General features: G+C 71.6%; 24 protein-coding genes. 13 read left to right on the top strand and 11 right to left on the bottom strand.

Going from position 1 to position 26,956, the window contains the following annotated elements:
• The first annotated feature begins 28 nt into the window (after nucleotides 1-28).
• Nucleotides 29-1,087 carry an NUDIX domain-containing protein gene (locus ACH4TV_RS11820; RefSeq protein ID WP_398396856.1) on the top strand — a complete coding sequence of 353 codons (1,059 nt, stop codon included), beginning with the start codon at nucleotides 29-31 and terminating at the stop codon, nucleotides 1,085-1,087.
• Nucleotides 1,088-1,100: 13 nt separating this feature from the next.
• Here the strand turns inward: ACH4TV_RS11820 and ACH4TV_RS11825 are convergent, their stop codons facing one another.
• Nucleotides 1,101-2,456 (bottom strand): dipeptidase, encoded by a 1,356-nt coding sequence (locus ACH4TV_RS11825; RefSeq protein ID WP_398396858.1) that lies wholly within the window; start codon nucleotides 2,454-2,456, stop codon nucleotides 1,101-1,103.
• Between the two features lie 135 nt (nucleotides 2,457-2,591).
• On the opposite strand from ACH4TV_RS11825, the gene ACH4TV_RS11830 reads away from it, so the two are divergent.
• Nucleotides 2,592-3,797: a geranylgeranyl reductase family protein gene (locus ACH4TV_RS11830; protein WP_398396860.1), complete on the top strand. Its 1,206-nt coding sequence runs from the start codon at nucleotides 2,592-2,594 to the stop codon at nucleotides 3,795-3,797.
• A 22-nt stretch (nucleotides 3,798-3,819) separates the two neighbouring features.
• Here ACH4TV_RS11830 and ACH4TV_RS11835 read toward each other — a convergent pair whose 3' ends face one another.
• Nucleotides 3,820-4,275: a nitroreductase family deazaflavin-dependent oxidoreductase gene (locus tag ACH4TV_RS11835; RefSeq protein WP_398396861.1), complete on the bottom strand. Its 456-nt coding sequence runs from the start codon at nucleotides 4,273-4,275 to the stop codon at nucleotides 3,820-3,822.
• A gap of 155 nt (nucleotides 4,276-4,430) precedes the next feature.
• Between ACH4TV_RS11835 and ACH4TV_RS11840 the strand changes: the two genes are divergently transcribed.
• The 3 genes from ACH4TV_RS11840 (at nucleotide 4,431) to ACH4TV_RS11850 (ending at nucleotide 7,153) form a co-directional block, all read left to right on the top strand.
• The gene (locus ACH4TV_RS11840) at nucleotides 4,431-5,150 is read left to right on the top strand and encodes a TetR/AcrR family transcriptional regulator (RefSeq protein ID WP_398396863.1); all 720 of its coding nucleotides are present in this window, start codon (nucleotides 4,431-4,433) and stop codon (nucleotides 5,148-5,150) included.
• Between the two features lie 96 nt (nucleotides 5,151-5,246).
• A complete protein-coding gene (locus tag ACH4TV_RS11845; protein ID WP_398396865.1) occupies nucleotides 5,247-6,491 on the top strand; it encodes a sensor histidine kinase in 1,245 nt (414 codons plus the stop codon).
• Nucleotides 6,488-7,153, top strand: a complete 666-nt coding sequence (locus ACH4TV_RS11850) for a response regulator (protein ID WP_398396867.1) — start codon at nucleotides 6,488-6,490, stop codon at nucleotides 7,151-7,153. The genes ACH4TV_RS11845 and ACH4TV_RS11850 overlap by 4 nt, the downstream gene beginning before the upstream one ends.
• Here ACH4TV_RS11850 and ACH4TV_RS11855 read toward each other — a convergent pair.
• Both ACH4TV_RS11855 and ACH4TV_RS11860 read right to left on the bottom strand, forming a co-directional pair.
• A complete protein-coding gene (locus ACH4TV_RS11855) occupies nucleotides 7,114-7,437 on the bottom strand; it encodes a DUF6332 family protein (RefSeq protein WP_398396869.1) in 324 nt (107 codons plus the stop codon). The genes ACH4TV_RS11850 and ACH4TV_RS11855 overlap by 40 nt on opposite strands.
• A 72-nt stretch (nucleotides 7,438-7,509) precedes the next feature.
• A complete protein-coding gene (locus ACH4TV_RS11860; protein ID WP_398396871.1) occupies nucleotides 7,510-9,000 on the bottom strand; it encodes an MFS transporter in 1,491 nt (496 codons plus the stop codon).
• 85 nt (nucleotides 9,001-9,085) lie between these two features.
• Here ACH4TV_RS11860 and ACH4TV_RS11865 point away from each other — a divergent pair, with 85 nt between their 5' ends.
• A complete protein-coding gene (locus tag ACH4TV_RS11865; RefSeq protein WP_398396873.1) occupies nucleotides 9,086-9,511 on the top strand; it encodes a MarR family winged helix-turn-helix transcriptional regulator in 426 nt (141 codons plus the stop codon).
• 21 nt (nucleotides 9,512-9,532) lie between these two features.
• On the opposite strand, the gene ACH4TV_RS11870 is transcribed toward ACH4TV_RS11865, so the two are convergent.
• Nucleotides 9,533-10,291 carry a maleylpyruvate isomerase family mycothiol-dependent enzyme gene (locus ACH4TV_RS11870; RefSeq protein WP_398396875.1) on the bottom strand — a complete coding sequence of 253 codons (759 nt, stop codon included), beginning with the start codon at nucleotides 10,289-10,291 and terminating at the stop codon, nucleotides 9,533-9,535.
• 128 nt (nucleotides 10,292-10,419) lie between these two features.
• On the bottom strand, nucleotides 10,420-11,319 hold the full coding sequence (locus ACH4TV_RS11875; RefSeq protein WP_398396878.1) for an alpha/beta fold hydrolase: 900 nt from the start codon (nucleotides 11,317-11,319) through the stop codon (nucleotides 10,420-10,422).
• Nucleotides 11,320-11,548: 229 nt separating this feature from the next.
• On the opposite strand from ACH4TV_RS11875, the gene ACH4TV_RS11880 reads away from it, so the two are divergent.
• Together ACH4TV_RS11880 and ACH4TV_RS11885 are read left to right on the top strand one after the other, a co-directional pair.
• The gene (locus ACH4TV_RS11880; RefSeq protein ID WP_398396880.1) at nucleotides 11,549-13,183 is read left to right on the top strand and encodes a family 43 glycosylhydrolase; all 1,635 of its coding nucleotides are present in this window, start codon (nucleotides 11,549-11,551) and stop codon (nucleotides 13,181-13,183) included.
• Between the two features lie 485 nt (nucleotides 13,184-13,668).
• Nucleotides 13,669-14,469: a VOC family protein gene (locus tag ACH4TV_RS11885; RefSeq protein WP_398396882.1), complete on the top strand. Its 801-nt coding sequence runs from the start codon at nucleotides 13,669-13,671 to the stop codon at nucleotides 14,467-14,469.
• Between the two features lie 50 nt (nucleotides 14,470-14,519).
• Here ACH4TV_RS11885 and ACH4TV_RS11890 read toward each other — a convergent pair whose 3' ends face one another.
• Entirely contained in the window at nucleotides 14,520-15,683 is a 1,164-nt protein-coding gene (locus tag ACH4TV_RS11890; RefSeq protein WP_398396884.1) for an MFS transporter, read from the bottom strand.
• Between the two features lie 269 nt (nucleotides 15,684-15,952).
• Here ACH4TV_RS11890 and ACH4TV_RS11895 point away from each other — a divergent pair, with 269 nt between their 5' ends.
• Nucleotides 15,953-16,879: an expansin EXLX1 family cellulose-binding protein gene (locus ACH4TV_RS11895; RefSeq protein ID WP_398396885.1), complete on the top strand. Its 927-nt coding sequence runs from the start codon at nucleotides 15,953-15,955 to the stop codon at nucleotides 16,877-16,879.
• Between the two features lie 16 nt (nucleotides 16,880-16,895).
• Here ACH4TV_RS11895 and ACH4TV_RS11900 read toward each other — a convergent pair whose 3' ends face one another.
• From ACH4TV_RS11900 to ACH4TV_RS11915, 4 genes are all read right to left on the bottom strand, one after another.
• A complete protein-coding gene (locus ACH4TV_RS11900; protein WP_398396887.1) occupies nucleotides 16,896-18,038 on the bottom strand; it encodes a hypothetical protein in 1,143 nt (380 codons plus the stop codon).
• A gap of 137 nt (nucleotides 18,039-18,175) precedes the next feature.
• Nucleotides 18,176-18,532, bottom strand: a complete 357-nt coding sequence (locus ACH4TV_RS11905) for a hypothetical protein (RefSeq protein WP_398396889.1) — start codon at nucleotides 18,530-18,532, stop codon at nucleotides 18,176-18,178.
• Entirely contained in the window at nucleotides 18,529-19,167 is a 639-nt protein-coding gene (locus ACH4TV_RS11910; RefSeq protein ID WP_398396891.1) for a sigma-70 family RNA polymerase sigma factor, read from the bottom strand. The genes ACH4TV_RS11905 and ACH4TV_RS11910 overlap by 4 nt, the downstream gene beginning before the upstream one ends.
• On the bottom strand, nucleotides 19,164-20,726 hold the full coding sequence (locus ACH4TV_RS11915) for a sodium:solute symporter (protein WP_398396893.1): 1,563 nt from the start codon (nucleotides 20,724-20,726) through the stop codon (nucleotides 19,164-19,166). Before ACH4TV_RS11915 ends, ACH4TV_RS11910 begins: the two co-directional genes overlap by 4 nt.
• A gap of 169 nt (nucleotides 20,727-20,895) precedes the next feature.
• Here ACH4TV_RS11915 and ACH4TV_RS11920 point away from each other — a divergent pair, with 169 nt between their 5' ends.
• The 4 genes from ACH4TV_RS11920 to ACH4TV_RS11935 all read left to right on the top strand — a co-directional run bounded on the left by ACH4TV_RS11920 (nucleotide 20,896) and on the right by ACH4TV_RS11935 (nucleotide 26,936).
• Entirely contained in the window at nucleotides 20,896-21,117 is a 222-nt protein-coding gene (locus ACH4TV_RS11920) for a DUF3311 domain-containing protein (protein WP_398396895.1), read from the top strand.
• A 103-nt stretch (nucleotides 21,118-21,220) separates the two neighbouring features.
• Nucleotides 21,221-23,407, top strand: a complete 2,187-nt coding sequence (locus tag ACH4TV_RS11925; protein ID WP_398396897.1) for a carbon starvation CstA family protein — start codon at nucleotides 21,221-21,223, stop codon at nucleotides 23,405-23,407.
• The gene (locus tag ACH4TV_RS11930) at nucleotides 23,404-23,604 is read left to right on the top strand and encodes a YbdD/YjiX family protein (protein ID WP_398396899.1); all 201 of its coding nucleotides are present in this window, start codon (nucleotides 23,404-23,406) and stop codon (nucleotides 23,602-23,604) included. Before ACH4TV_RS11925 ends, ACH4TV_RS11930 begins: the two co-directional genes overlap by 4 nt.
• Before the next feature lie 143 nt (nucleotides 23,605-23,747).
• Nucleotides 23,748-26,936, top strand: coding sequence for an amidohydrolase family protein (locus ACH4TV_RS11935; RefSeq protein WP_398396901.1), 3,189 nt, complete (start codon nucleotides 23,748-23,750; stop codon nucleotides 26,934-26,936).
• The last annotated feature ends 20 nt before the right edge of the window (nucleotides 26,937-26,956 follow it).

Here is a 26,956-nt window from a genome sequence, read left to right on the forward strand (position 1 = left end):
TCAGGGGTCCAACAGAAGAGGGGGAAATGTGATCGTCGTCTGGGTCAACGGCGCGTTCGGTGCGGGGAAGACCACCACCGCACGGGAGCTGATCGAACTGATCCCGAACAGCACGCTCTTCGACCCCGAGGTCATCGGCGGCACGCTCGCGCACCTGTTGCCGCCCAAGCGCCTCGCCGAGGTCGGCGACTTCCAGGACCTGCCGATCTGGCGGCGGCTCGTCGTGGACACGGCGGCCGCCATGCTCGCCGAGCTCGGAGGAACCCTTGTGGTGCCCATGACGCTGCTTCGCCAGGAGTACCGCGACGAGATCTTCGGTGGTCTCGCCGCCCGCCGGATCGTGGTCCGGCATGTGCTCCTCGCCCCGGCGGAAACGATCCTGCGCGAGCGAATAGCCACCCGGGAGGTTCCTTCGGACCTCCCCGACGGCGAGATACGGGTACGGCAGTGGTCGTACGACCAGATCGAGCCGTACCGGACGGCCCTCGCCTCCTGGCTCACCGCCGACGCCCACCCGGTCGACACCAGCGCCCTCACCCCGTACGAGACGGCCGTACGGATCGCCGACGCCGTCAGTACCGGGACGGCGTCCGTGTGCGACATCGTGCAGACCCCGGAGCCCACCGGTGAGACGGTGGCCGCCGGGGTCCTGCTGTTCGACGAGCAGGACCGGGTCCTGCTCGTCGACCCCACCTACAAGGCGGGCTGGGAGTTCCCCGGCGGGGTCGTCGAGCGGGGCGAGGCGCCCGCGCGCGCGGGCATCCGGGAGGTCGCCGAGGAGACAGGCATCCACCTCACCGATGTACCCCCGCTCCTCGTCATCGACTGGGAGCCGCCCGCGCCGCCCGGCTACGGCGGACTGCGCCTCCTCTTCGACGGCGGCCGTCTCGACAGCGCCGAGGCCGGGCGGCTGCTGCTGCCCGGCCCCGAACTGCGCGGCTGGCGCTTCGTCACCGAAGAGGAGGCCGCCGGTCTGCTCCCGCCCGTACGGTACGAGCGCCTGCGGGGGGCGCTGCGGGCGCGCGAGCGGGGCGCCGCGCTCTATCTGGAGGCGGGCGTGCCGGTGGGGCAGGCGGAAGCGGAGTAACCGGGAGCGGGGCTCAGGACGCGGCGTAGTTCCGGAGGAACAGGGCCTCTGTCACCGACAGGCGCTCCAGTTCCTCCGGGGACACGCTCTCGTTCACGGCGTGGATCTGCGCCTCCGGCTCGCTCAGGCCGATCAGCAGGATCTCGGCCCGCGGGTAGAGCGACGCGAGCGTGTTGCACAGGGGGATCGACCCGCCCTGGCCCGCGTACTGCATCTCCTGGCCCGGATACGCGACCGCCATGGCCTCGGCCATCGCCGCGTACGCCGGGCTGGCGGTGTCGGCGCGGAACGCCTGGCCCTGGCCGATGTGCTCCGTGCTCACCCGGGCGCCCCACGGCGTGTGCGCCGTCAGATGCGCCTCCAGGAGCTTGGTCGCCGCCGCCGCGTCCACGCCCGGCGGCACCCGCAGGCTGACCAGCGCGCGGGCGCTCGCCTGCACGGACGGGGTGGCGCCGACGACCGGCGGGCAGTCGATGCCGAGGACGGTGACCGCGGGGCGCGCCCAGATCCGGTCGGCGACCGAGCCGGAGCCGATCAGTTCCACGCCGTCGAGGACCTTGGCGTCCGTGCGGAACTGCTCCTCGTCGTACCGGAGTCCGTCCCACGACGCCTCGTCGGCGAGCCCGTCGACCGTCGTCGAACCGTCCTCGGCACGAAGGGAGTCGAGTACGCGGATCAGCGCGCCCAGCGCGTCGGGCGCGGCCCCGCCGAACTGGCCCGAGTGGAGGTTGCCTTCGAGGGTGTCGATCCGGACGCGGACGAGGGTCATCCCGCGCAGCGTCGAGGTGACCGTCGGCAGTCCGACCCGGAAGTTGCCGGCGTCGCCGATGACGATCGTGTCGGCGGCGAGCAGCTCCGGGTGGTCCTCGGCGTACCGTTCCAGACCGCCCGTGCCCATTTCCTCCGAACCCTCGGCGATCACCTTGACGTTGACCGGGACGCCGCCGTTCGCCTTGAGGGCGCGCAGCGCGAGCAGGTGCATGACGATGCCGCCCTTGCAGTCGGCGGCCCCGCGTCCGTACCAGCGGCCGTCGCGCTCGGTCAGCTCGAACGGCGGGGTCGCCCAGGCGGCCTCGTCGAGGGGCGGCTGCACGTCGTAGTGGGCGTAGAGGAGGACGGTCTTCGCACCCTCGGGGCCGGGCAGGAAGCCGTACACCGACTGTGTGCCGTCCGGGGTGTCGAGCAGGGCCACGTCCTGGAAACCGTCGGCGCGCAGGGCGTCGGCGACCCAGTTCGCGGCGGCCTCGCTCTCGCTCTTCGGGAACTGCTCGAAGTCCGCCACCGACTTGAACGCCACCAGTTCGGTGAGTTCCACCCGTGCCCTCGGCATGAGGGAGGCGACGGTCTCGGCGACCGGATTCGAGGACATGGGCACGCTCCTTGTGGGTGCGACGTTGTACGAGAGAAGTCCTGTGATCCTCCCACAGCGGACTGTGGCGACGCCCGCCGTAGTATGCGGAGGAACAGGTGCGTGAGGCGGATGGATCGGGAGCAGTAGACCATCGTGAGCAGCGAGAACTCGTCGGCGGACGACATGGCACGGGTGTGGGACGTCGTCGTGGTGGGGGCGGGCCCCGCGGGGGCTTCGGCCGCGTATGCGGCGGCGGTCGCGGGCCGCAGTGTGCTGTTGCTGGAGAAAGCGGAACTGCCGCGCTACAAGACGTGCGGCGGTGGCATCATCGGCCCTTCGCGCGACTCGCTGCCGCCCGGTTTCGAACTGCCCTTCCAGGATCGGGTGCACGCGGTCACGTTCTCCAACAACGGCCGCTTCACCCGCACCCGCCGCTCCAAGCAGATGCTGTTCGGCCTGATCAACCGGCCCGAGTTCGATCAGCAGCTCGTCGAGCACGCCCAGAAGGCGGGTGCCGAACTGCGTACGGGCGCCACGGTGTCGCGGGTCGAGCAGCACGGCTCGGCGGTGCCGGACCGGCGGACGGTCGCCCTCGTGCTGCAGGGCGGCGAGACCGTGCTCGCCCGGGCCGTCGTCGGTGCGGACGGCAGCGCGGGCCGCATAGGAGCACACGTCGGGGTGAAACTCGACCAGGTGGATCTCGGCCTGGAGTCGGAGATCCCGGTGCCCCGGACCGTCGCCGAGGACTGGCAGGGGCGGGTGCTCATCGACTGGGGCCCTATGCCCGGCAGCTACGGCTGGGTGTTCCCCAAAGGGGACACGCTGACGGTGGGGGTGATCTCCGCGCGCGGTGAAGGCGCGGCCACCAAGCGGTACTTGGAGGACTTCATCGCCCGGCTGGGGCTGGCCGGCTTCGAACCGAGCATCTCCTCCGGCCACCTGACGCGCTGCCGCGCCGACGACTCGCCGCTCTCGCGCGGCCGGGTACTGGTCTGCGGGGACGCGGCGGGCCTGTTGGAGCCGTGGACCCGCGAGGGCATCTCGTTCGCGCTGCGCTCCGGGCGGCTCGCGGGGGAGTGGGCGGTACGGATCGCGGAGGCGCACGACGCGGTGGACACGCGCCGCCAGGCCCTGAACTACGCGTTCGCGATCAAGGCGGGCCTCGGGGTGGAGATGAGCGTCGGGCGGACCATGCTCAAGGCGTTCGAGCGGCGCCCCGGTCTCTTCCACGCGGCTCTGACCGGCTTCCGGCCCGCCTGGAACGCCTTCAGGGACATCACCCGCGGCTCCACCTCGCTGGGTGAGCTGGTGCGCACCCACCCCATGGCCGGGCGCGCCCTGACCGTGCTCGACCGGTAGGCGTGCACGGTCCTGACCGTGTTCACGGCTTGACGGTGATCCGGAAGACGGGGTGCTTGGGCGCGGCGGCGAGCAGTTCCTCGTCGGTGGAGTTCGCGTCGACGTCGCCGAAGAAGCGCCCCACTTCCCAGCCCCACTTCTTGAGGTAGGTGCGCAGCACGGTCGGCTTCTCCGCGTCGGGCAGTTCGACCGCGGTGAACTCCTGTACCCGGCGGCCGACTTTGAGGCGTCCGCCGCCGGCGGCGCGCATGTTCCGCACCCACTCGGAGTGGCCGCGCGCCGAGACGAGGTACGGGCCGCCCTCGTACGGCAGCGGGTTGACGGGCACTCGGCGCCATTCGCCGCTCTTGCGGCCGAGGACGGAGAGCTCGGCGGTGCCCATGACGCTCACGCCGTGGCGGGTGAGCCAGCCGATGAGGTTGTTCAGGGCCCGGTCGAAGGGCTTGGGCTTGATGTAGTGGGCTGATGACGACGACATGGTGTCCTCCTGGAGTCAGAGAAAGTGAGAGCACTGCTCTCGCTTGAGAGCAGTGTGCCGGAGATCGGCGATCCAAAGCAAGAGCAGTGCTCTCTTTTTAGTTCGGTGCTCTTGTTTGTGTGCACCGCTCCGAAAAACATGGAAAACTCGCGCGTATGAGCACCGCACAAGGAGCCCGCGCCCGAGCCCGGACCGAAGTCACCTCGGCCATCAAGGACGAGGCGCGCAGACAGCTCGCGGCGGACGGTGCCGCCAAGCTCTCGCTGCGGGCCGTCGCCCGTGAGCTCGGCATGGTCTCCTCCGCGCTGTACCGCTACTTCCCCAGCCGTGACGACCTGCTGACCGCTCTCATCATCGACGCCTACGATTCGTTGGGCGAGGCCGCCGAGGCCGCCCACACCACCGTCGCGGACGCCGGCCCGCTGCGGCGGTGGGTCGCGGTCTGCGAGGCGGTACGGGGCTGGGCGCTCGGCCATCCCCACGAGTACGCGCTGATCTACGGTTCGCCGGTCCCCGGCTACATCGCGCCCGCCGCGACCGTGCCGTCCGCCGCCCGCGTCGGACTGCTGCTGATCGGCATCGCGGGGGACGCCCATCGGGGCCTCGGCGTGGCGCGTACCCCGATCCCCGCCGAACTGCGCCCCGAGGCCGAGCGGTTGGCCGCCGACCTCGCCCCCGACCTGCCGCCGGAGGTGGCGACGGCGCTCGTCGCGGCCTGGGCCCAGCTGCACGGGCTGGTCGGCTTCGAGCTGTTCGGCCAGTTCAACCGGGTCGTGGAGGACCGGGAGACGTTCTTCCGGCATGCCGTGAGCCGGCTCGCCCATGAGGTGGGGCTGGTGTTCCCGGAGAAGAAGCAGGAGAAGAAGCAGAAGTAGGCCTGGGGCGCCCGGCCTCGTACTTCCCGGGGAGTACGGGCGATCACCTCGTCAGGCGGACGCCGTCGGCGGGCGCCGACGTCTAGCGTTGCGGACATGGACGAGCAGCGTGTGGGCGGACGCGGGGGAGGCCCGCCTCAGTGGTGGGGGCACGGGCCCTCGTGGTGGAACCGCTGGGACGGGGGCGACCGGGGCGCCGGCGGGTGGCCCTGGCGTTCCACCGTGCTGTTGACCCTCTTCGTGCTCGCCGGCTCGAAGTACGCCGCCGACCAACAGGTGGCTGAGCGCGCTCAGCTGGACCTCTTCGCACGTCTCCTGCTCGTCGCCGGTTCGGGACTGCTGCTGTGGCGCCGGCGCCACCCGGTGCTCGTCGCCTTCGGCACGGCCACGGCCGCCATGGTCTATCTCGGCGCCGGATACCCGTACGGGCCGGTCTTCCTGACCGTGGCCCTGGGCTGCTTCAGTGCCGTCGTCGCGGGGTACCGCACGGCCGCGTGGGCGGCCGTCGGGATGCTCTGGGCCGGGCACGTCCTGATCGCGCACTGGCTGTACCGGTGGCTGCCGCCGTCGAGGGACGACTCCGCCTCCTGGGGCCAGGAGATCGTCGTCGCCGCCTGGGTGGTGGCCATCGTGGCCGTCGCCGAGCTGGTCCGGGCGCGGCGGGAGCAATGGGACCGGGAGCGGGCCGAGCGTGCCCAGGCCGCCCGACGGCGCGCCGACGAGGAGAGGCTGCGGATCGCGCGCGAGCTGCACGACGTCCTCGCGCACAGTATTTCGGTCATCAACGTGCAGGCCGGGGTCGGACTCGCGCTGCTCGACTCCGACCCCGAGCAGGCGCGCACCGCCCTCACCACCATCAAGGCGGCCAGCAAGGAGGCGCTCGGCGAGGTGCGCCAGGTGCTGGACACCCTGCGTACGCCGGGTGACGCGCCGCGCGCTCCGGCGCCGGGGCTCGACCGGCTGCCCGAGCTGGTGGAGCAGGCGGCGGGAGCGGGACTGACCGTCGAGGTATGGGGCACGGCGCCGAAGCTGCCGCCGGGTACGGATCTGGCCGCCTTCCGTATCGTCCAGGAGGCCCTCACCAATGTCGTACGGCATTCCGGTTCGCGGCACGCACGGGTGCGGGTCGATGAGGACGAGGCGGACGGCGGCGCCCTGCGGCTGTGCGTTGACGACGACGGGCCCGCTACCGGCGCCGCCGCGGGCGGCAGCGGGAACGGGCTGGCCGGTATGCGGGAACGGGCCGCCGCCCTGGGTGGCACGATCGAGGCGGGGCCGCGCGACGACGGGGGTTTCCGGGTGCTGGCGTCGCTGCCGCTCAAGGTGAAGGAGGACCGGTGATCCGCGTACTGCTCGCTGACGACCAGTCGCTCGTCCGTGCCGGGTTCAAGGCGCTGCTCGACGCACAGCCGGACATCGAGGTGGCCGGGGAGGCCGCCGACGGGGAGGAGGCGCTGCGGGGCGTACGCGAACTGCGGCCCGATGTCGTCCTGATGGACATCCGCATGCCCCGGCTGGACGGGCTCGCCGCCACCCGCCGTATCACCGATGACGCGGCGCTGAACGACGTCAAGGTGGTCATGCTCACCACCTTCGAACTCGACGAGTACGTCTTCGAGGCGATCCGCTGCGGTGCCTCCGGGTTTCTGGTGAAGGACACCGAGCCGGAGGAACTCCTGCGCGCGGTACGGGCGGTGGTCGCGGGCGACGCGCTGCTCTCGCCGGGGGTCACGCGGCGCCTGATCGGCGAGTTCGCCGCCCGTTCGAAGGAACCGGCCGCCGCCGACGCCCTCTCCCGACTCACCGAGCGGGAACGGGAGGTGATGGCCCTGGTCGGGATCGGCCTGTCCAACGAGGAGATCGCCCGGCGACTGGTCGTCAGCCCGCTCACCGCGAAGACCCATGTGAGCCGCACAATGGTGAAGCTGGGGGCCCGTGACCGGGCCCAACTGGTCGTGCTGGCCTACGAGTCGGGGTTGGTGAGGCCGGGCTGGCTCGGCTGAGCACCGTCCTTGCCGTCGCTCTCGCGGGCGAATCGGTTCAGCACGCTCACCACGCGCGCGACGAACAGGACGGTTCCCAGGGTCGCCCCCGAGGCGACGAGCGTGCGCTGTGCGGCGTCCGACAGGTCGAAGACCCACGCCGGTCCGGCGACGACCGCGAAGACGATGACGGCTACGAACAGCGCGCTGCACAGGGCGTATCCGATCTCCACGGTGACCGCGTCCCGCCGCGCCTGGGAGCCTCGACCGCGGCCCTGCCCTATGTGTCCCCCGTAGTTGTCCATCCGTCGAGTCAAACAGGCGCCGCCCGGCCGGGCAAGCCACCCCGGCCGGGCACGGACGCTGGAGAGACGCTCCTACTCACGGACCGCGACGCGTTCCGTCGCCGCTTCCTCCTCCGGCTGCTGAAGGGACTTCGTGACCACGACGGACCGCGCCGGACGCCGGGTACGCAGACCGGGGAGCGTGACGAGCAGGCCGGCGAGGGCGATGCCGGTCACCACGATCAGCCCGGGCCGGTAGGCGTCGAGGACGGCCTGCGGCGAGGGGTTCTCGGGGGTGCCCGCGGTGACCACCGCCGTCACGACGGCCAGGAAGATCGCGCCGCCCACCTGGACGGAGGTGTTCAACAGGCCGGAGACCATGCCCTGTTCGTCGTCGTCGACGCCGTTCGTGGCCTGGATGTTGAGCGAGGGGAAGATCAGCGCGAAGGCCCCGCCGATCAGCAGCATCGAGGGCAGGATCAGGGTGGCGTAGCTCGGGTCGAGGCTGACGCGCAGGAACAGCGCGTACCCGGTGATCATCAGGGCGAAGCCCGCCACGATCAGCCGCTGGGTGCCGAACCGGTCGACGATCGCGCCCATCTTCGTGGCGGACAGTGCGACGATCGCGCCGGCGGGCAGGAAGGCGAGTGCCGTGTGCAGCGCCGACCAGCCGAGCAGCGACTGCATGTAGATGGTCACCAGGAACTGGAATCCGACATACGAGCCGAAGAGCGTCAGCGCGCCGAGTTGGGCGCGGATCTGGTTGCCGGAGCGCAGCACACCGAGCCGGATGAGCGGCCCGGCCGAGCGCCGTTCGACGCGGACGAAGACGGTCAGCAGGACGGCGACGGCGAGGAAGGACAGCAGCGTGCGGGCCGATGCCCAGCCGACTTCCGGGGCCTGGACGACGGTGAAGACCAGCAGCAGCATCGAGGCGGTACCGAGGATCGCGCCGGGGATGTCGTAGCCGTTGTGGTCCTTCTCGCGTTCGCTGCGCGGCAGCAGCTTCAGGCCCGCGAGCAGGGCGAGCACCGCGATCGGCGCGGGCAGCAGCATGGTCAGGCGCCAACTCGCCTCGGTGAGCAGGCCGGAGAGGACCAGGCCCATCGAGAAGCCGGTGGCGGCGCAGGTGGTGTAGATGGACAGCGCCCGGTTGCGCAGCGGCCCCTCGGCGAAGGTCGTGGTGATGATGGACAGACCGGCGGGGGCGGTGAAGGCGGCGCTGAGCCCCTTGATGAAGCGGCTGGCGATCAGCAGCGGACCCGAGTCGACGAGCCCGCCGAGCAGTGAGGCGAGTGCGAAGACGCCGAGGGCCACCAGGAACACCTGACGGCGGCCGAGCAGGTCGGCGGTCCTGCCGCCGAGGAGCAGGAGCCCGCCGTATCCCAGGATGTAGCCGCTGACGATCCATTGCAACGTCGAGGTGGAGAGGCCGAGTTCGGAACCGATGGACGGCAGAGCGACGCCGACCATCGACACGTCCAGCGCGTCCAGGAACATTGCTGCGCAGAGCACCAGCAGGGTGCCCCACAGACGGGGAGTCCAGCGTCCCTCGGACGCGGGGGTGGTGAGCGGAGAGGTCATGGCGACGACAGTACATGCGCATGCATTGAATGCAACGGCATTTAATTCTGATGCAACAAAAGGCATTCCTTGCTACGGTGCGGCCATGGCGGCGGCAGAGCGGGCTGAGCAGGCGGGGAAGACCGAGCAGGCGCTCGTGAGCGAGTGGCGGGACATCCTCGCGGTGCACGCCCGCACGCTGTGCGAACTCGACCGTGAACTGCACGAACACGGCTTGTGCGCCAGCGACTTCGAGGTGCTGGACGTCCTGGCCGGATCGGGCGGCTCGGTCGCGAAGGGCGGCGGCTGTGCGTACCGCGTGCAGGAGATCTCCGAGCGCGTCCACCTGAGTCAGAGCGCGCTGTCCAGGCTGGTCGCCCGCCTGGAGAAGGACGGTCTCGTCGAGCGCGGCCTGTGTGCGGAGGACCGGCGGGGCGTCCGGGTGTCGCTCACGCCCAAGGGGCGCACGCTGCACGGCGAGGTACTGCCCGTGCAGCGTGCGGTACTGACCCGGATGCTGGCCGACGGCTGAGCCGGTGCCGTTCGGCCGGCATCAGACGACGGCGGACTTCTCCTGCCACAGGGCGGCCAGCGCGGCATCGCCGGTCACGGCAGGGAACGGCTGCCGGTTCCACAGCGCCAGGTAGAGAGCGGCGGCCGGTCCGGCCACCTCGCAGTCGGCTTCCTGATCGGCCCGACCCGTGACCCGCTCGGTCACCGGCGGCTGCGACGACAGTCGTACGGTCCACAGCGCGTCGTCCGTGTCGGTCACCCGCACCCGCAGTACCCGGGGCACGTCCGTGCGGACCTGGCTCTTGGCGCGGGCGTGGAAGCCGGACAGCAACTCGTCGATTCCGTCCACGGCGAAGTCCGGGGCGAGCGGCGTGGGCGTACCGCCGAGGGCCGACTCGGCGTCCACTCGGTGGACGGCCGTCTCATGGGCCTGGCGCCGGGCCCAGAACGCGAGCGGTGAAGGGGCGGGCAGGAAGGTCCAGCACTCGACGTCGGGCCGGGCCGAGGTGAGCGTGTCGACGAGGGTGCGATGGCCCTCCCGGAACCAGGCGAGCAGCGCGGCGCCGTCGAGGTCGGGCAGGCCCCCGTCGGGGTGGTACGACAGGTGTCCCTCGGCGACGAACGCGGTGGCCCAGCGGTGCACCATCCCCGTGTGCCGCACCAGGTCGCGCACCTGCCAGCCCGGGCAGGTCGGCACCTTGGCGTCGGTCCCCGCCCGTTCGGCGGCAGCGGCCAGCAACTGGCCCTCCGCGTCCAGGATCTCCATGAATCGAGCGGTTTCCGTCGGGTCGGTTTCCATCAGGGCGGTCTCCAGGTGAGAGGTGTCCAAGTGGTCCGTGCGGTGGTTCCAGGGCGCTTCTGATGGATCTCCGGGGGAGAAGGAGCGGCGTTCGGTGCGTGCGCCGAGTGGGGGCACCTCCCACGCCCTTAAGGCAGTGGGGGAGCGTGCCGGGCGTCGCGACGCCGCGGAGATCCATCAGAAGCGCCCTGGCCCAGGAACGCTTCGGTGGTCGCTGTGAACCGGGCCGGGTCGTCGAGCCACGGGAAGTGCCCGGCGCCGGGCTGGACGACCAGCTCGGCATGCGGGAAGAGTCCCGCGAACTCGGCCGTCGCGGGCGGCGGCGAGTTCAGGTCGACCTCGCCGGCCAGTACGAGGACCGGCGCGGCGAAACGGGCGAGCGCCGCGCGGGTGGCGGCCGGATCGAAGGCACCCTCCGAGGCGTAGACGGCCGCGGCTTTGTCGTTGCGCTGCCCGTCTTCGGCGGCCCGGTGAGCGCGGGCGGCCGCGTCCCAACGGCCGTACCAGAAAGGGGCGATGATCTGGAAGGTGTCGGCGCCCGCCCGGCCGGCGACGAGCGCCTCCAGGGCCGCGAACGCCTCCGGGAACCACGGCTCGTCCCGGCGCAGCCGTGCCGTCCCGATCCGGACGTCACCCGGGATGTCGATGCCGACGGCGAACACGCTCGGGGTGATCAGCGCGAGCCTGCCGACGCGCTCGGGGTGGCGGGCCGCGTACAGCACGGCCAGATTCGTGCCGGCGGAGTGGCCGAGCAGGTCCATCCGGTCGAGTCCCAGGTGTTCGCGCAGCGCCTCCACGTCGTCGATGAGCCGGTCGCACCGGTAGGAGGCCGGGTCCTCCGGCGCGGCCGACCGGCCGGTGCCCCGGAGGTCCAGCATGATCAGGCGCCGGTGCGCGGACAGACCGCCGAGGTCCCCGAGATAGACGGAGTCCTGCATCGGCCCGCCGGGCAGACAGACCAGCGGCGGGCCGTCCCCGAGCACTCGACAGGCCAGCTCGGTGCCGTCGTACGCGGAGAAGGCAGACATGGCCACGACTCTCGCAGTGGTGTTCCGGCCGGGCAACCGGGTTTCGCGGTGGCCGTGGCTGATCGGGGCGCGGCTACAGAAAGTAGCGGTCCGGCCGCGGACGGAGCGTTGCTTGCGAACGTGTTCGACACTACGGTCCCTCTTGATCACCTGATGTCTTGATCATTCGATCGCCGGTCCGCCGCCAGGCAGGGCTGTACGGGCGTGGGCCAGGGGGAGTTGAGCGCTGATGCGGCAGTCGACCGCGCGGGTCATCCGCAATCCGGTACTGACCGGCTCGCACCCCGATCCGTCCATCGTCCGGGTGGGACCCGACTTCTACGTGGCGACCTCGACGTTCGAGTGGTATCCGGGCGTACGCCTGCACCACTCCAGGGACCTCGTGCGGTGGCGGTCCCTCGGAGGAGCGCTCGACAGCACCCGGCTGCTGGAACTGACCGGACGGCCGGACTCCGGCGGGGTGTGGGCGCCGAATCTGAGCCATGTGGACGGCCTGTTCCACCTGGTCTACAGCAACGTGTCGACGTACACGGGCGGCTTCACCGACAGCCCCAACTACCTGACGACCGCCCCGTCCATCAACGGACCGTGGTCCGACCCGGTGTTGCTGCACGCGCGCGGCTTCGACGCGTCCCTGTTCCACGACGGGGCCGAGAGTTGGCTGGTGAACCTCGTTCACGACTGGCGCCCGGGGCACGGCGGTTCGGCGGGCCTGGAGGCGACGGTGTACGACCGCGTCGCGCGCCGCCCGGTCGGCGATCCCGTGAAGATCGTGCTGCCGCCGCAGGTCGGCTGGATCGAGGGTCCCAACATCTACCGGCGGGGCGCCTGGTACTACCTGCTGACCGCCGACGGCGGCACAGGCTACGACCACCAGGTCACCGTGGCCCGTTCGCAGGCCCTGACCGGCCCCTACGAGCGCGACCCGTTCGGCCCGCTGATCACCGCCCGCGACCACCCGGACCTGCCCCTCCAGAAGGCCGGGCACGGCAGCCTGGTGGAGACGCCGGACGGCGAGTGGTACATGGCGTATCTCGTCGCCCGACCGCATGGCCGCCACGGGCCGTGCATCCTGGGCCGCGAGACCGCGCTCACCCCCGTCACCTGGACGGCCGAGGGCTGGCCACGCACCCCGACCGGCCTGCCCTCCGTCGAGATCCCCGCCCCGGCCCTGCCGCCCGCCGACCCCGAGGACGCACCCCACGGTAACGGCGACCCGCGCCCGAGGGAGTACGACGGCTTCGACCGGCCGGCCCTCGGCCCAGACTGGTCCACCCTGCGCCGCCCCGCCGCCCCCGACTGGCTCTCCCTCACCGAGCGCCCCTCCCATCTGCGGCTGCGCGGCGGACGCTCACCGCAGAGCCTGACCGGCGCGAGTCTGGTCGCCCGCCGGGTGACCGCCGCGCGCTGCGCGTTCGAGGCGACGGTGGAGTACCGGCCGTACGGCGTCCAGCAGTTGGCCGGGATCACCGCCTACTACAACTCCGCCAACTGGTACTACCTGCATCTCACCGCCGACGACCGCGGCCGGGCGGTGCTCCGCGTGGCGAGCTGCGACCGGGGCGCGGTGAGCGTCGACGAAGCGGGCGAGGTACACCTCGGCGACACCACCAGGCTCCGGCTCGGCCTCGACCTCGACGGCGCCGCCCTCCGCTTCCGCTACGACACCGGCCCCGGCTGGCGCCCCCTCGGCCCGTCCCTCGATGCCACCGTGCTGTCCGACGAGCACGCCGAGGACATCGTGGACGGACAGATCCGGTCCCTTGGATTCACCGGCGCGTTCGTCGGCCTGTGGGCCTGGGACCTGACCGGCGCGGGACTGCCCGCCGACTTCGACGAGACCATGTACCGCGTCGCCGAGTGAATCGTCCGGGGCTCGGGAGGGGCGCAACGGACTGTTAGGGCCGCCCAGTTGCGACCTTCCCAGGTCAGGCGCACGTGCGACCGTCCGGGGCCGCTCACCGGCGGGTGGGTCGCGTAGGTCCGCCCGGTTTCCCCACTACCGCGCCGAGGTCCTGTACGGCGGACGTGCCGTGGCCCGGCCCTGGGTCGAGGAACCCCTCGTCGGCCCCTTGCCGCGGTCACACTTCGGCCGGCTCCCTCCGGGCGGGGCCTTCGACCCCGCAGCCGGCGGAGAGGCCGCCTACCTGCCCCTGAGCACCTTCACGCGACGACGAGCACGACGCGCTGCTGGACCTGATCAGCCGCGTGCCGCATGGCGTTCTCACCGCCACAGCGGAGGTGACGTCGGACTGACAGCACCACCGGGCGGCCGGTGCGACTCCGACGCGCGATTGTCAGTGCCGGGTGTCAGGCTGAGGTGACAAAGATCTGCGAAAGGGAATCGCCGTGATCACCACTGACCTCGCTCCTGGCTCCCCCTGTTGGCTCGACCTCGGTGCCCCGGACGTCCGGGCGGCCGCCGCCTTCTACGGCGCGGTGCTGGGCTGGGAGTACGAGTCCATGGGCGCGGGGGAGGACATGGACGGCGGGATGTTCCGGAGGGACGGAAAGGTCGTCGCCGGGCTGGGCAGACTCACCGAGGAGGGTGCGCGTTCGGCCTGGATGATCTATTACAGCGTCACCGACGCGGACGCCACGACCCAGGCCGTGGAGCGCGCGGGCGGCACGGTGCGGGTGGCACCGAGAGACCTCGACGACTGGGGTCGGATGGCGCAGTACACCGACCCGACGGGAAGCCAGTTCGCGGTCTGGCAGGCGGGGACGAACTCGGGCTTCGAGCTGGCGGACGAGCCGGGCTCCCTGTCCTGGACCGAGCTGTACACGAGCGACGCCGAGGCCGCCAAGGCGTTCTACGGCGGTGTCTTCGACTGGCGTTTCAGCGACATGGAGATGCCGGGCGGCGCCGGGGGCACGTACACCCTCATCACCCCTGCCGGGCTTCCCGAGGAGCGTATGCAGGGCGGCCTCATGGAGCTCGGCACGGAGGACCTCGCCGTGGCGGGCGGGCGGTCGTACTGGCATCCGGTCTTCGCCGTGGCCGACTGCGACGCCGCGGTCGCCGCGGTCACCGAGAACGGCGGCAGTGTGCAGATGGGACCGGTGGACGCGGAGGGGGTCGGCCGGCTGGCCGTCTGCCTCGACCCGTCGAACGCGGACTTCGTGGTGCTCACCCCGGCCGAGAGCTGAGCCCGCGAACCGACAGGCGCCGTCAAGGACCGTCTCACCAGGGCGTGGCGTCAGTGCTCTGCCGCGCGTCGGGTGACGAGTCCGATGACGGCTGCCGTGGCGGCCAGTGCGGCAACACTCGTGAGGGCGGCGGGAAGTGAGAACCAGTCCGCCATGAAGCCGATGGCGGGCGGCCCCAGAAGCATGCCGCCGTAACCGAGCGTGGAGGCGATCGCGACTCCCTCGGGGCCGGCCAGTGCGCCCGCCCGTTCGACGGCGATGGGGAAGAGGTTGGCGAGACCGAGCCCGGTGACAACGAAGCCGAGGAGCGCCGCCCACAGCGATGGAGCGAGCGCGCCGACGAGCATGCCGACTGCGGCGGTCGCGCCGCCGGAGACCAAGGTGCGGGTCTGGCCCAGTCGTTCGAGCATCCTCGTGCCGGTGAACCGGCCGATGGCCATGGCGAGCGCGAAGCAGGAGAAGCCGGCCGCCGCGACGCCCGGTGAGGCGTGCAGGTCCTGCTCCAGGTGCAGGGCACTCCAGTCGGCCAGGGCTCCTTCGCCGTAAGCCGTGCACAGGGCGATCAGGCCGAAGACGATGACGAGCCGGCGTGTGTGAGTGTCCAGGCGGCGTGGCCGGGACTTCGTCTGTGAGGCGCTCTCCGATGGTGTCGGGGGCTGGACGTCCAGCAGGGTGCGGCCTGCCAGGACGGTGACGAGCAGCCCGATCACCGTGAGGCCGAACAGGTGTTGCGTGGGGGACAGGACCCCGGCGACCAGTCCGCCGAGTCCGGCGCCGACCATGCCGCCGAGGCTGAACGCGGCGTGGAAGCTGGGCATGACGGGCCGCCGCAGGGCCCTCACCAGGTCGACGGCGGCGCTGTTGAAGGCGACGTTGATGCCCCCGTACGCCATGCCGAACACGAACAGGACGACACCGAGTGTCACCGGCGAGTGGGTGAGCGGTGGCAGCGAGACGCTGAGCGAGAGCAGGATGCCGCAGATCACCGTCATCGGGTGGTTGCCGTAGCGGCGGCAGAGGCGGCCGGTGAGCATCATCGTGATCACCGCACCGGCGGAGACGCCGAGGAGGGCGAGTCCCAGCGCGGTGGCGGAGGCGTCGGTCTGTTCCTTGATGGCGGGGATGCGGACGACCCAGCCGGCGAAGACGAAGCCGTCGAGGGCGAAGAAGACGCTGAGGGCGATACGGAGCCGGGTGAGGGGGTTGGCCTGCACGGCGTTGTGCGTTCGGGCTTTGTTTATCAACGGCACAAATTGAGGCTAGGGCGACGACGGAGATCGGGGCAAGGGCGAGGGTCCATGGCAGCGACGGCGGCCCCCATACCCACTCGTCGTTGGCTGCCGGTTCGGAGAAGAAGGGCGGGATGCGTCCCCGCGGCTCCGACCGCGCCCCGATCCCGGGCTTGTCGCCGTGCTCCCTGGTCTGACACGATCGCCGCTCCCTGTCGCCCACGACAACGTGTGGCGGCCGTCAAGGAGGTCCGGTGCGTAGACGGTGGCTGTTCCTGTCCGCGGCAGCGGCGCTCATCGTCGTCTCCCTGGCTCTCGTGCTCCTGCCCGACCGCGATGACGACGACGATCGCACCGCGGCCAAACCCGTCGCCGGTACGGGGGCGAACATCCCGCCCGCGTCGGGGTCCCCGACCGCGTCGCCGACTCCGTCTCCCCGCCCTACCGGCGCATCGCCGAAGCCGTCGCCCAAGGCCACCCCGCCCAAGGCGTCCCCGCGTGCGGGTGCCGCGTCGGCGAAGCCCGCGGCCACGCCGACCCCGCAACCGGCGCCCGCCGCCGGGTCGTTGGCGGGGCGCATACGCCCCGGCGTCACCTACGAGGGCGTCGCCACCTTCTACGACACGGACGGCACCGGCGCCTGTCTGTACGACGCGAGCGGTGACGTCATGACCGCCGCGATGAACTCCACCGACTACGAGACGGCCAAGGCGTGCGGGGCGTACGTGCGCGTCCGCGCCGCCGACGGGACCTCTATCACGGTCCGCATCACCAACGAGTGCCCGGGGGACTGCGCGCCGGGCCAGATCGACCTCAGCGCACAGGCCTTCGCCAAGCTCGCCGACCCCGTGCGCGGCCGGATCCCGATCACCTGGACGCTGGTGAGCCCCGACTCGGCCGGCACGATGTCGATCCGGTACAAGACCGGCTCCTCTCCCTACTGGTGCGGTATCCAGGTGATCGGTCACCGGAATCCGGTGGCCCGGCTGGAGGTCCAGGTCGGCGGCGACTGGCGCCAGTTGGCCCGTACCGAGTACAACTACTTCCTCTCCGAGGACGGCACCGGGTGCGGCGGCGCGATCAGGGTCACCGACATCTTCGGGGAACGGCTCACCGTCGACGGGATCGCGATCCGGCCGGACGCCGTGCAGCCCACCCGGGTCCAGTTCGCCGGACGCTGACTCCGCGGGCCCGGGTTCAGCAGATCGACTGGGAGCTGTTGACCAACGTGTTGGCGCGGAACGTCGTGTTCGTGCCGCAGGGGCTTTCCCGGATCGAGGAGTTGGTCACCGTCAGGTTCTGGACGGTGATGTCCGCGTTGTTCGGGAACTCCGAGCGTGCCGCAAGCCGGATCTCGCCGCCGCCCGTGACCGTGCCGCTCTGTGCGGCGAGGTTCACGTTGTAGCAGTTCTCGATCAGGACCGCGTTGTTGCCGGTGTTGGAGAGGGTCACCCTGTCGATGACCGCGCCGCCGCTCTCCGAGACACAGAAGACGCCGCGTCCGCCGCCGCGCGCGACGACCTCGCCGACGCGGATGTTGGTCGGGTAGCCGCTCCCGACGCGGCCGTTGCGGTTGGCCATGCGGAAGGCCGCGTATCCGGTTCCGGTACCGGCGTTCTCCGCGTCGACCTTCGTGACGGTGGCGTTGATCGTCTGGTTGAGGAGCAGCCCGGACTCGCCCACGTTACGGGCCGTCACCGTGCCGATGGTGATGCCGTCGACGCCGTACGTCTCGACCGCGTGGCTGGAGGCGCCGGAGACGTACGCGTTGTCGATGCGGACGTTCCTCGTCCACTGACTGGTGTCGCCGCGGTTGTCGATGCGTACGCCGAGCCCTGCCGACAGGCGCATGTCGAGCTGGCCGAGGACCACGTTCTGCACGTTGCGCAGGAAAATGCCGTACAGCGGGGCACCGGTGAGGTTCAGATGCTGGACCTCGATGTCGCGGGTGCCGCGGGAGTAGACCGGGGCCTGGTCCCCGGAACCGGTGCCGGTGACGTTGATGGTGCCGCAGACGTCGAGGGTGGTGTAGCTGGGCAGCGAGATGCGTGAGCCCGCCGACATCGAGCCCGAACCGCGGACCACGACCCGCTCCTTGGCGGTGCGGCCCGCGGTGAGGCTGTTGACGGCCGCCTGGACGGCGGCGCGCAGGTCGGTGCCGGTGTAGACGGTGCTGCTGCCCCGGCGGGCTGTCCAGGTGCTGCCGTTGAGTACGGCCTCGGCCTGGTAGGAGCCCTCGCCGCAGGCGGCGGCAACGGCAGTGGTGGCGGTGGCCGGTGCGGTGAGGGCACCGGCGGCGGTCAGGAGGGCGGTGGCAAGGAGAGCGGCTCTGCGTCCCATGGGGGAGTCCGTCCTGTCTCGGAATCGATTCGATGCAATTCGACTGAATCGATTCACGCTGTGGGGGACGGCGAGTTTGGCAAAGGGCGAGCAAAGCGTCAATGGGTCTGACGGTTCTTGTGTGCCGGCGGCGACGATCAGGGTGAGAAGCCGGAAACCCCGTCCGAGGCGGCCGTGCCCCCGGCGCCCGAGAAGATGACCCCGGGGTCGGACGGTGCCTGGTTGAGGACCCACAGGCCGATCAGCGTGGCGAGCGTGAAGACCACGGCGATCAGGACCGCGAGGACGAGCCGGCGGCGTCGCTCGCGGCGCAGCCAGTCACCGCGCGCCGTGCGGTAGGCGTCGGGCGAGGCGCTCACTCCGCCCGCCAGCGTCTCCAGGGCGGCCCGCAACTCCCGTTCCGTGCGGTCCCGTTCGTTGAAGTCCGCCGAGTCCGCCAACTGCTCGGAGTTTTCGAGGTCCTTGTCGGCCCGGTCCGGGCTGGTGTCGTTCATCGCCGGGTCTCCATCGCCTGGGTCAGGGCGGCGATGCCGCGTGCGGTGTGCGTCTTGACGGAGCCGCAGGAGATCCCCATGGCGGCGGCGATCTCGCTCTCCTTGAGGCCGAGCCAGTGGCGCAGGACGAGCGCCTCGCGCTGCCGGGCGGGCAACTGCTGGAGCGCGTTGATCAGTACACGCTGGTCGTCGTGGAGGATCGCGGTGTTCTCGGCGGAGGTGACCACGTCGTCCGGCGGGGGCGGGTTCTCCACGTGTCTGCGGGCGACCTGGAGGTGGCGTATGCGCATCCGGGTCAGATTGCACACGGTGGAGCGCAGATACGCCTCCGCCGCCTCGGTCTCCCGCAGCCGCCGCCACTTCCGGTAGAGCTGGTAGTAGGCCTCGGCCACCACGTTCTCCGGGTCGTCGGCGCCGAGCAGGACGGCCAGCCGCAGCATCGAGGCGTAGTGCAGCTCGAAGAGGCCGGCGAGGGCGGCCTCCCGTTCGGCCTCGGCCGGATCGCCGGGCACAGGGGCGAGGGCCTCGCTCGGGGCGGCGGGCCGTGGCACGGTCGGCGCGGTGACGGCCGGCTCGGCCAGGGCCGCGGCCACCGGTGGCATCACCGGCAAGGGCGTGTGCTGTCTGCGTCTCACGGGTGGTTCGCTCCCGTCTCGGGGCGTCGCCTGACGGTCAGGCGGGACGGCAGGTCGGTCGCATCGGCGCCGCGCGGGACGCCGAGACGTTCGAGGGCCGCCGTGCCGAGGACGGCGACGGCCAGGTTGAGCAGGAGGGCGGCCAGACCGGCGTAGATCTGGAGGGGCTGGTCGGCGGGGCCGAAGGGCACGATGGACGAGAAGCCCTCGCGCACCACCATGAAGGTGCCGGCCGCCATACCGGTGGCCCACCCGGCGAGCAGCGCACGCGGATGCAGCCGGCCGGTGAACAGCCCGACCGCGACGGCCGGGAAGATCTGCAGGATCCAGACACCGCCGAGCAGTTGGAGGTTGACGGCGTCCTGGTCGCGCAGTCCGAACACGAACGCGACCGCGCCCACCTTCGCGGTGAGCGACACCGCCTTGGCGATGCGCACCTGCCGCTTGGGCGTGGCCGTCGGATGCACGTACTCGACATACACATTGCGTACGAAGCTGGTGGCGGCCGCGATCGACATCACGGCGGCAGGGACCAGCGCCCCCACGACGATCGCGCCGAACACCAGACCGGCCAGCGGCCCCGGCATCAACCGGTCGACCAGCATCGGCACCGCTGCCTCCGCGCCGCCCTCCGGCGCTCGTACGCCCGCCGCCAGGGCCGCGATGCCGAGGAAGCCGAACAGCGCGAGCAGCGCCGTCCACGCGGGCAGCGCCACGGTGACCTTGCGGACGGTGCGGGTGCTGTCGGCGGCGAAACCGGCGGTGAGCACGTGCGGATACATCAGCAGGGCCAGGGCCGAGCCCAGGGCGAGCGTGGCGTAGGCCGGCTGCTGGCCGGGGGAGAGGAGCAGAGAGGAGTTCGCGGCGTCTGTGCCGCCGAGCCTGCGCGCCGCCCCGTCGAAGACCGCGCCGGGCCCGCCGAGCCGGTCGAGGACCAGCCAGCAGACGGCGGTGAGCGACACGAAGACGGCCACCGCCTTCAGCGCCGAGATGACGGCGGGCGCGCGCAGCCCGTGCCGGTACGTCGCCACCGCGAGGCCGGCGAAGAGGGCCACCATGACCAGGTCCCCGGCCGCACCCTGCGGATAGAGGCCTCCGGCGGTCAACACCGCCCGTATGCCCAGGAGTTGCAGCGCCAGATACGGCATCGTCGCGAGGATCCCGGTCAGCGCGACCACCAGGGCCAGCGGCGGCGAACCGTACCGCCCGCGCACGAAGTCGGCGACGGTGATGTAACCGTGCCGCCGGGCCACCGCCCACAGCCGGGTCAGCAGCACGAAGGCGAGCGGGCAGACGATCACCGTGTACGGCACCGCGAAGAAGGCGGGCGCGCCGTTGCCGTACGCCAGTCCGGGGACGGCGGTGAAGGTGTACGCGGTGAAGATCGTGCCGCCGAGCAGCATCCAGGTCCACCCGGGGCCGAGGCTCCGGTCGGCCAGTGCCCAGCCTTCCAGGGAGGGCAGCCGGTCGTTCGGGCGCAGGCGGCGGGCGGTGACGGCGAGCAGCGACGCTCCGCCGATCACGGCGAGGAATGTCGCGGTCATCGCGGCATCCGCCATGGGTCACCGTCCTTGGTGTGCCTGTAGCCCTTGCCCGAGAGTTGCGCGGCGGGCCCGTTCGGAGGACAGACAACCGGCGGGAAATCTTCTGGAAATTCGCTGTCAACCACTTCCGGCGGGTGCGCAACTCTTGCACAGACCCACAGCGAGCGGGAGAGGAGCGCAGGTCATGGCACGGACCGGACACCAACGGCTACGGCACGTCACGGCCGCCGTACTGCTCCTCGCGCCCGCGGCGGGGCTGTTGTGGGTCCCCTGGTACGCCGGTGAGGGCCCGCATCTCGCGGGGACACCGTTCTTCTACTGGTACCAGCTCGCCTGGGTGCCGGGGAGCGGACTGTGCCTGCTCGCCGCGTACGCGCTGACCAGGAAGGAAAACCGCGACCCCTGACCGGGTCGGTCAGCCACCCACGTCACCCTCGCTCAACTCTCACTGAGCCGCGCGCACCCGTCGCACCCAGCCATCAACGTCACCGTCCAGGTGAGGAGCCGCCATGCCCAAGTCAGCCATGCCCGAATCCGCTCTGCCCACGCCAGAAGACCCGCTGTCCGCCCCGTCCCCGCAGTCGCCGCCCTCCCGGATGACCCCGCGCTCGATCCTGCTGTGGACCACCGTCGCCCTGGTCGGCGCGGTCGGCTGGGGCGTTCTCGCGCTGGCCAGGGGCGAGGAGATCTCCGCGGTCTGGCTGGTGGTGGCCGCCCTCGGCTCGTACGCCATCGCCTACCGCTTCTACTCCCGCTTCGTCGTCCGGCGCGTGCTGAAGCCGGACGACAGCCGGGCCACCCCCGCCGAACGCCTGGACGACGGCGTCGACTTCCAGCCGACCGACCGCCGGGTGCTCCTCGGCCACCACTTCGCCGCGATCGCGGGCGCCGGACCACTGGTGGGGCCGGTACTCGCGGCCCAGATGGGGTACCTGCCCGGCACCCTGTGGATCGTCGCCGGGGTGATCTTCGCCGGAGCGGTGCAGGACATGATCGTGCTGTTCCTGTCCATGCGGCGGGACGGCAAGTCGCTCGGGCAGATGGCCCGGGACGAGATCGGCAGGGCGGGCGGCGCGGCGGCGCTGATCGCGGTGTTCGCCATCATGATCATCCTGCTCGGGGTGCTGGCCCTGGTCGTGGTCAACGCCCTCGCCCACTCCCCGTGGGGCACCTTCTCCGTCGCCATGACCATCCCCATCGCCCTGTTCATGGGCTTCTGGATGCACATCGTCCGCCCCGGCCGGGTCGTCGAGACCAGCCTCATCGGGGTCGCACTGCTGCTGCTCGCGATCGTCGGCGGCAGCTGGATCCAGAACTCCTCCCTCGCCGACACGTTCACCCTCAGCCCGACGACTCTGGTCTTCTGTCTCGTCGGATACGGCTTCGTCGCCTCCGTCCTCCCGGTGTGGATGCTGCTCGCTCCCCGCGACTACCTCTCCACCTTCATGAAGATCGGCACCATCGCGCTCCTCGCGGTCGGCGTCATCGTGGCCGCGCCGGTCATGCGCGCCGACGCGGTGAGCGACTTCGCCTCCTCGGGCGCCGGACCGGTCTTCGCCGGGTCGCTCTTCCCGTTCCTCTTCATCACCATCGCCTGCGGCGCCCTGTCGGGCTTCCACGCGCTGGTCGCCTCCGGGACCACTCCGAAGCTGATCCAGAAGGAGTCGCAGGTCCGGATGATCGGCTACGGCGCCATGCTGATGGAGTCGTTCGTCGCGATCATGGCGCTGATCGCCGCGGCCACCCTCGAACCCGGCCTGTACTACGCGATGAACGCCCCCGCCGGACTGCTCGGCACCACCGCCGAGTCCGCCTCCCAGGCGGTCGCGGGACTCGGCTTCACCATCACCCCCGACCAGCTGACGCAGGCGGCGAAGGCCGTGGAGGAACAGACTCTGATCGCCCGCTCAGGCGGCGCGCCGACCCTCGCGGTCGGCATGTCGGAGATCTTCTCCGGCATCTTCGGCGGCGCGGCCCTCAAGGCCTTCTGGTACCACTTTGCGATCATGTTCGAGGCACTGTTCATCCTGACGACGGTCGACGCGGGCACCCGGGTCGGACGCTTCATGCTCCAGGACATGCTCGGCAACGTCTGGAAGCCCATCGGCCGGGTCAACTGGAAGCCCGGCATCTGGCTGTGCAGCGGGCTCGTCGTGGCCGCCTGGGGCTACTTCCTCCACTCCGGCGCCACCGACCCGCTCGGCGGAATCAACCAGCTCTTCCCGCTCTTCGGCATCGCCAACCAGCTGCTGGCCGCCATCGCCCTCACCGTCTGCACGACGGTCCTGATCAAGTCCGGACGGCTGCGCTGGGCCTGGGTCACTGGCGTTCCGCTCGCCTGGGTGGTCGCGATCACCTTCACCGCCGGCTGGCAGAAGATCTTCTCCGACGACCCCCGGGTCGGTTTCTTCGCCCAGCGCGCCAAGTACGCCGACGGCATCGACGCCGGCCAGGTCCTGCCGCCTGCCAAGAGCCTCGACGACATGCACACCGTGGTCACCAACTCCACGGTCGACGGCGTCCTGATCGCCCTGTTCCTGCTGCTGGTCACGGTGGTCATCGCCAACGCGGCCGTGGTGTGCGTACGGGCCGTACGCTCGCCCGTCCCGCTCCCGACGACCGAGACGCCGTACGTCGAGTCCCGCATCGACCTGACGAAGGAGGCCGCCGAACCGCTGGTGGGGGCCCGCTCATGACCGTCCGGCGCTGGGCACGAGGCGTGTTCCGGCACGTGCGCTGGTACCTGCGTGAACTGACCGGAGAGGCGGAGTACGACCGCCACTGCGAGCGTCACCGAGGCCACCACCCGCACACCCCCGTGCCGACCCGGCGCGAGTACGAGGTGCTGCGCACCCGGCACCGGGAGACCCACCCGCAGAGCCGCTGCTGCTGACACCCTGCCCGCAGCGTCCGGGGATCGGGTGACGACCGGCCGAGAAGCATCGGGGCAGAACCCGGAAACGGGCTCTGCCCCGTACATTTTTTCCCACTGGCCGTTTCCTGCCGATACGTCAACTCCTCGCACCGGGAGCTCACTTGGACGCCCAAGACACCTCCAGTACCTCGGACGACACCCGGTTCGGCCCGCTCTCCCGCCGCAGATTCCTCCAGGCCACCGCCGGCGCCACGGCTCTCGCCGGCGTCGGTACGCCGATCGCGTCCGCCGAGCCCGGTCAGGCGACCATCCTCACCTTCACCGCCGCCACGGGCGGTTCCGCGACCCTCGCTCCCGCCGGTGACCGGCTGGTCGCCGAGGTGCAGAACGTGCTGTGGTCCGTGCCGCGCGGCGGAGGCACCGCCGTCGCGCTGACCTCGCCCGGCCTCGAACCCGCCCGCCCGCAGTTCTCGCCCGACGGCAGCCGTCTCGTCGTCTGCGCCTACCGGGGCGGGGGCTTCCACCTCTGGACGCTGCGGTCCGACGGCACCGGGCTGCGGCAGCTCACCGACGGGCCGTGGGACGACCGAGGGCCGGCCTGGTCGCCGGACGGCACCCGGATCGCGTTCGCCTCCGAGCGCGGCGGCGACACCGTGACCGGTGCCCCGTACCGCGTCTGGGTCGTGGACGTGCGCACCGGTGCGCTGACGCGGCTCACCGGGCGTCCCGGCCAGCCGGGTCCCGGGCAGGGCGGCGCCTGGGAGGACTTCGACCCGACCTGGTCGCCCGACGGTGAGCGGGTGCTGTTCGTGCGCGCGACCGTCCCCGTGCCGGGCACCCTGCGCGCGACCACCATCGCGTCGGTGGCCGCCGACGGCTCGGGCCAGGTCACCACCGAGCACACCGACGGCTCCGGCGCCCAGGTCATGACGCCCGCCGTGTCGCCCGCCGGGCGCCTGGCCTATCTGCGCACCACGGCAGCGCCGGCCGCCTCCTGCACCCTCGTCGTCGACGGCACCCCGGTCGCCGTCGCGGGTGACGTCCTCCCGGCGCCGCCCCGCTGGGCGGACGGCGAGCGCCTGCTGCTGAACATCGACGGCCACTTCCGGCTGACCGACCCGGACGCGCCGGACGACGGCGAGGAGATCCCGTTCACGGCCACGCTGCCCGTCAGCCGCTCCGACTACCGGGTCAAGGCGTACGACTTCGCGGGCACCGGAGCCCGTCCCGTCCGCGCGTTCCATCTGCCCGCCCTGTCACCGGACGGCCGCTCCGTCGCCTTCGCCGCGCTCAACGCGCTGTGGATCGCCGGCACGTCAGGCGGGCGCCCACCCCGCAAGGTGCTCCAAGTCCCCACGACGCGCTATGTGTCGGCGCCGACCTGGACACCCGACGGTACGGCGCTGGTGTACGCCGACGACCGCGACGGCCTGTTCGCCGTACGGCGCCGCGACCTCGGCTCCGGTGCGGAGACCGTGCTCGCCGAGGGCGGCCGGGTCTTTCCCGCACTCTCCCCGGACGGGACACGGCTGGCCTGCCTGGACATGTCCGGCAACCTCCTGGTGCGTGACCTGCCCGACGGCGCCGAACGTGTCCTCGCCGCACCGCTCGGCGCGGGCGGGCTGCCCGGTCGCCCCAGCTGGTCGCCCGACGGCCGGTACGTGGCCCTGTGCGACCGCAACCGCCTCAACCAGCGCTTCCGTGAGGGCTACAACCTCATCCGGGTCGTCGACACGACGACCGGTACCGCCGCCCTGCACGCCCTCGCTCCGCACACCTCCCTCGCCGACCGCTACGATTCCGGACCCGTCTGGTCCCCGGACGGCCGCTGGATGGCCGTCGTCGCAGAGTCCGCGCTGTGGCTGCTGCCCGTGCGCGCCGACGGCACCCCCGAGGGCGAGCCCCGCCCGCTCACCACCGAACCCGCCGACCACCCGTCCTGGTCCGCCGACGCCCGCACCCTGCTCTACCTCTCCGCGGGCACCTTGCGCCTGATCGACATCGCCGGCGGCAAGGCCCGTACCGTCCGCGTCCCTCTGGACTACCGCAGACCGCGCCCCGCCGACACGGTCGTGCACGCGGGCCGCTTCTGGGACGGCACCGGGCCGGACGTCCGCGAGGACATCGATGTCGTCGTCCGCGGCGGCCGCATCGCCGAGGTCGCCCCGCACCGGGCCGGCCGCCCGGCCGTACGCCGGGTCGACGCGAGCGACCGCACCGTGATCCCGGGCCTGTGGGACGCGCACACCCACCCCTGGCAGTCCACCTACGGAGGACGCCAGACCGCGCTGCAAGTCGCGTACGGCATCACCACGGCCGTCTCGCTCGGCGGTTTCGCCTACGAGCAGGCCCGCATCCGGGAGGCGGTCGCCGCCGGCGCCCTCGTCGGACCGCGGCTGCTGGCCACCGGCGAGATGCTCGACGGCGCGCGCGTCGCCTACAGCATGGGCCGCGCCCACCGCACCCCCGAGGGCCTGCGCCGCTCGCTGGCCCGGGCGAAGGCCCTGGACTGGGACTTCGTGAAGACGTACGTACGGGCCCCCGGCTGGGTGATGAAGGAGGCCGCCGACTTCGCGCACGACCGGCTCGGGGTGCGCAGCGGCAGCCACCTGTGCAGCCCGGGCGTACAGCTCGGCCAGGATCTGACGACCCATCTGCAGGCCACCCAGCGACTGGAGTTCGGGCACGCCACCTCCGCCTCCGGACGGGCCTACCAGGACCTGACGGAGATCTACACCCGTACCGACTTCCACCTGGTCGCCACCCCGTTCACGGCGCTTCCCCTGCTCGGCGCCGACCCCGCGCTCGCCGACGACCCGCGCGTCACCACACTCATGCCGCCGTGGGACACCGCGCTCGTCAGGCAACAGGCCGGACTGCCGCCCACCGGAGCCCAACTGGCGACACTGGACCGGGAGTTGGATGTCTACCGGCGGATCCTCGCCGCCGGTGGACTGGTCGCGCTCGGCACGGACCAGCCGCTCGTCCCGGTCGGACTGCACCTGCACCTGTCTCTGCGCGCGCTGCACCGCGCCGGCCTGTCACCGGCCGAGGCGCTGCGCACCGCCACCCTGATGCCCGCACAGGTCTTCGGTGCGGACGCCGACCTGGGCACGCTGGAGGAGGGCAAGCTCGCCGACCTCACGGTGGTGGACGGCGACCCGTTCACCGACTTCTCCACCCTGATCCGCACGTCGGCGGTCCTGCGCGGCGGTATCCCCTTCGAACAGGCGGACCTGGTCGACGCCTTCGGGTCCCCTTCCGTACGGCGCCGCCCACCGCAGGACTGGCTGGAGGTCAGCCGCCAGATGCGGCGCGAGGGATGCTGCGATCCGGAGAGCGAGGGCTGAGGAGGAGTCATTTGGCGGCC

Origin of the sequence: Streptomyces sp. NPDC020898 (assembly GCF_044333925.1) — a bacterium.
GTDB lineage: Bacteria > Actinomycetota > Actinomycetes > Streptomycetales > Streptomycetaceae > Streptomyces.

Bases quoted from the DNA above. Each gene is read 5' to 3' on its own strand.
- ACH4TV_RS11860 (WP_398396871.1), bottom strand. From the start codon at position 9,000: ATGACCTCTCCGCTCACCACCCCCGCGTCCGAGGGACGCTGGACTCCC.
- ACH4TV_RS11925 (WP_398396897.1), top strand. From the start codon at position 21,221: ATGCCCAAGTCAGCCATGCCCGAATCCGCTCTGCCCACGCCAGAAGAC.
- ACH4TV_RS11880 (WP_398396880.1), top strand. From the start codon at position 11,549: ATGCGGCAGTCGACCGCGCGGGTCATCCGCAATCCGGTACTGACCGGC.
- ACH4TV_RS11915 (WP_398396893.1), bottom strand. From the start codon at position 20,726: ATGGCGGATGCCGCGATGACCGCGACATTCCTCGCCGTGATCGGCGGA.
- ACH4TV_RS11875 (WP_398396878.1), bottom strand. From the start codon at position 11,319: ATGTCTGCCTTCTCCGCGTACGACGGCACCGAGCTGGCCTGTCGAGTG.
- ACH4TV_RS11905 (WP_398396889.1), bottom strand. From the start codon at position 18,532: ATGAACGACACCAGCCCGGACCGGGCCGACAAGGACCTCGAAAACTCC.
- ACH4TV_RS11920 (WP_398396895.1), top strand. From the start codon at position 20,896: ATGGCACGGACCGGACACCAACGGCTACGGCACGTCACGGCCGCCGTA.
- ACH4TV_RS11870 (WP_398396875.1), bottom strand. From the start codon at position 10,291: ATGGAAACCGACCCGACGGAAACCGCTCGATTCATGGAGATCCTGGAC.
- ACH4TV_RS11840 (WP_398396863.1), top strand. From the start codon at position 4,431: ATGAGCACCGCACAAGGAGCCCGCGCCCGAGCCCGGACCGAAGTCACC.
- ACH4TV_RS11900 (WP_398396887.1), bottom strand. From the start codon at position 18,038: ATGGGACGCAGAGCCGCTCTCCTTGCCACCGCCCTCCTGACCGCCGCC.
- ACH4TV_RS11825 (WP_398396858.1), bottom strand. From the start codon at position 2,456: ATGTCCTCGAATCCGGTCGCCGAGACCGTCGCCTCCCTCATGCCGAGG.
- ACH4TV_RS11845 (WP_398396865.1), top strand. From the start codon at position 5,247: ATGGACGAGCAGCGTGTGGGCGGACGCGGGGGAGGCCCGCCTCAGTGG.
- ACH4TV_RS11855 (WP_398396869.1), bottom strand. From the start codon at position 7,437: ATGGACAACTACGGGGGACACATAGGGCAGGGCCGCGGTCGAGGCTCC.
- ACH4TV_RS11865 (WP_398396873.1), top strand. From the start codon at position 9,086: ATGGCGGCGGCAGAGCGGGCTGAGCAGGCGGGGAAGACCGAGCAGGCG.
- ACH4TV_RS11930 (WP_398396899.1), top strand. From the start codon at position 23,404: ATGACCGTCCGGCGCTGGGCACGAGGCGTGTTCCGGCACGTGCGCTGG.
- ACH4TV_RS11835 (WP_398396861.1), bottom strand. From the start codon at position 4,275: ATGTCGTCGTCATCAGCCCACTACATCAAGCCCAAGCCCTTCGACCGG.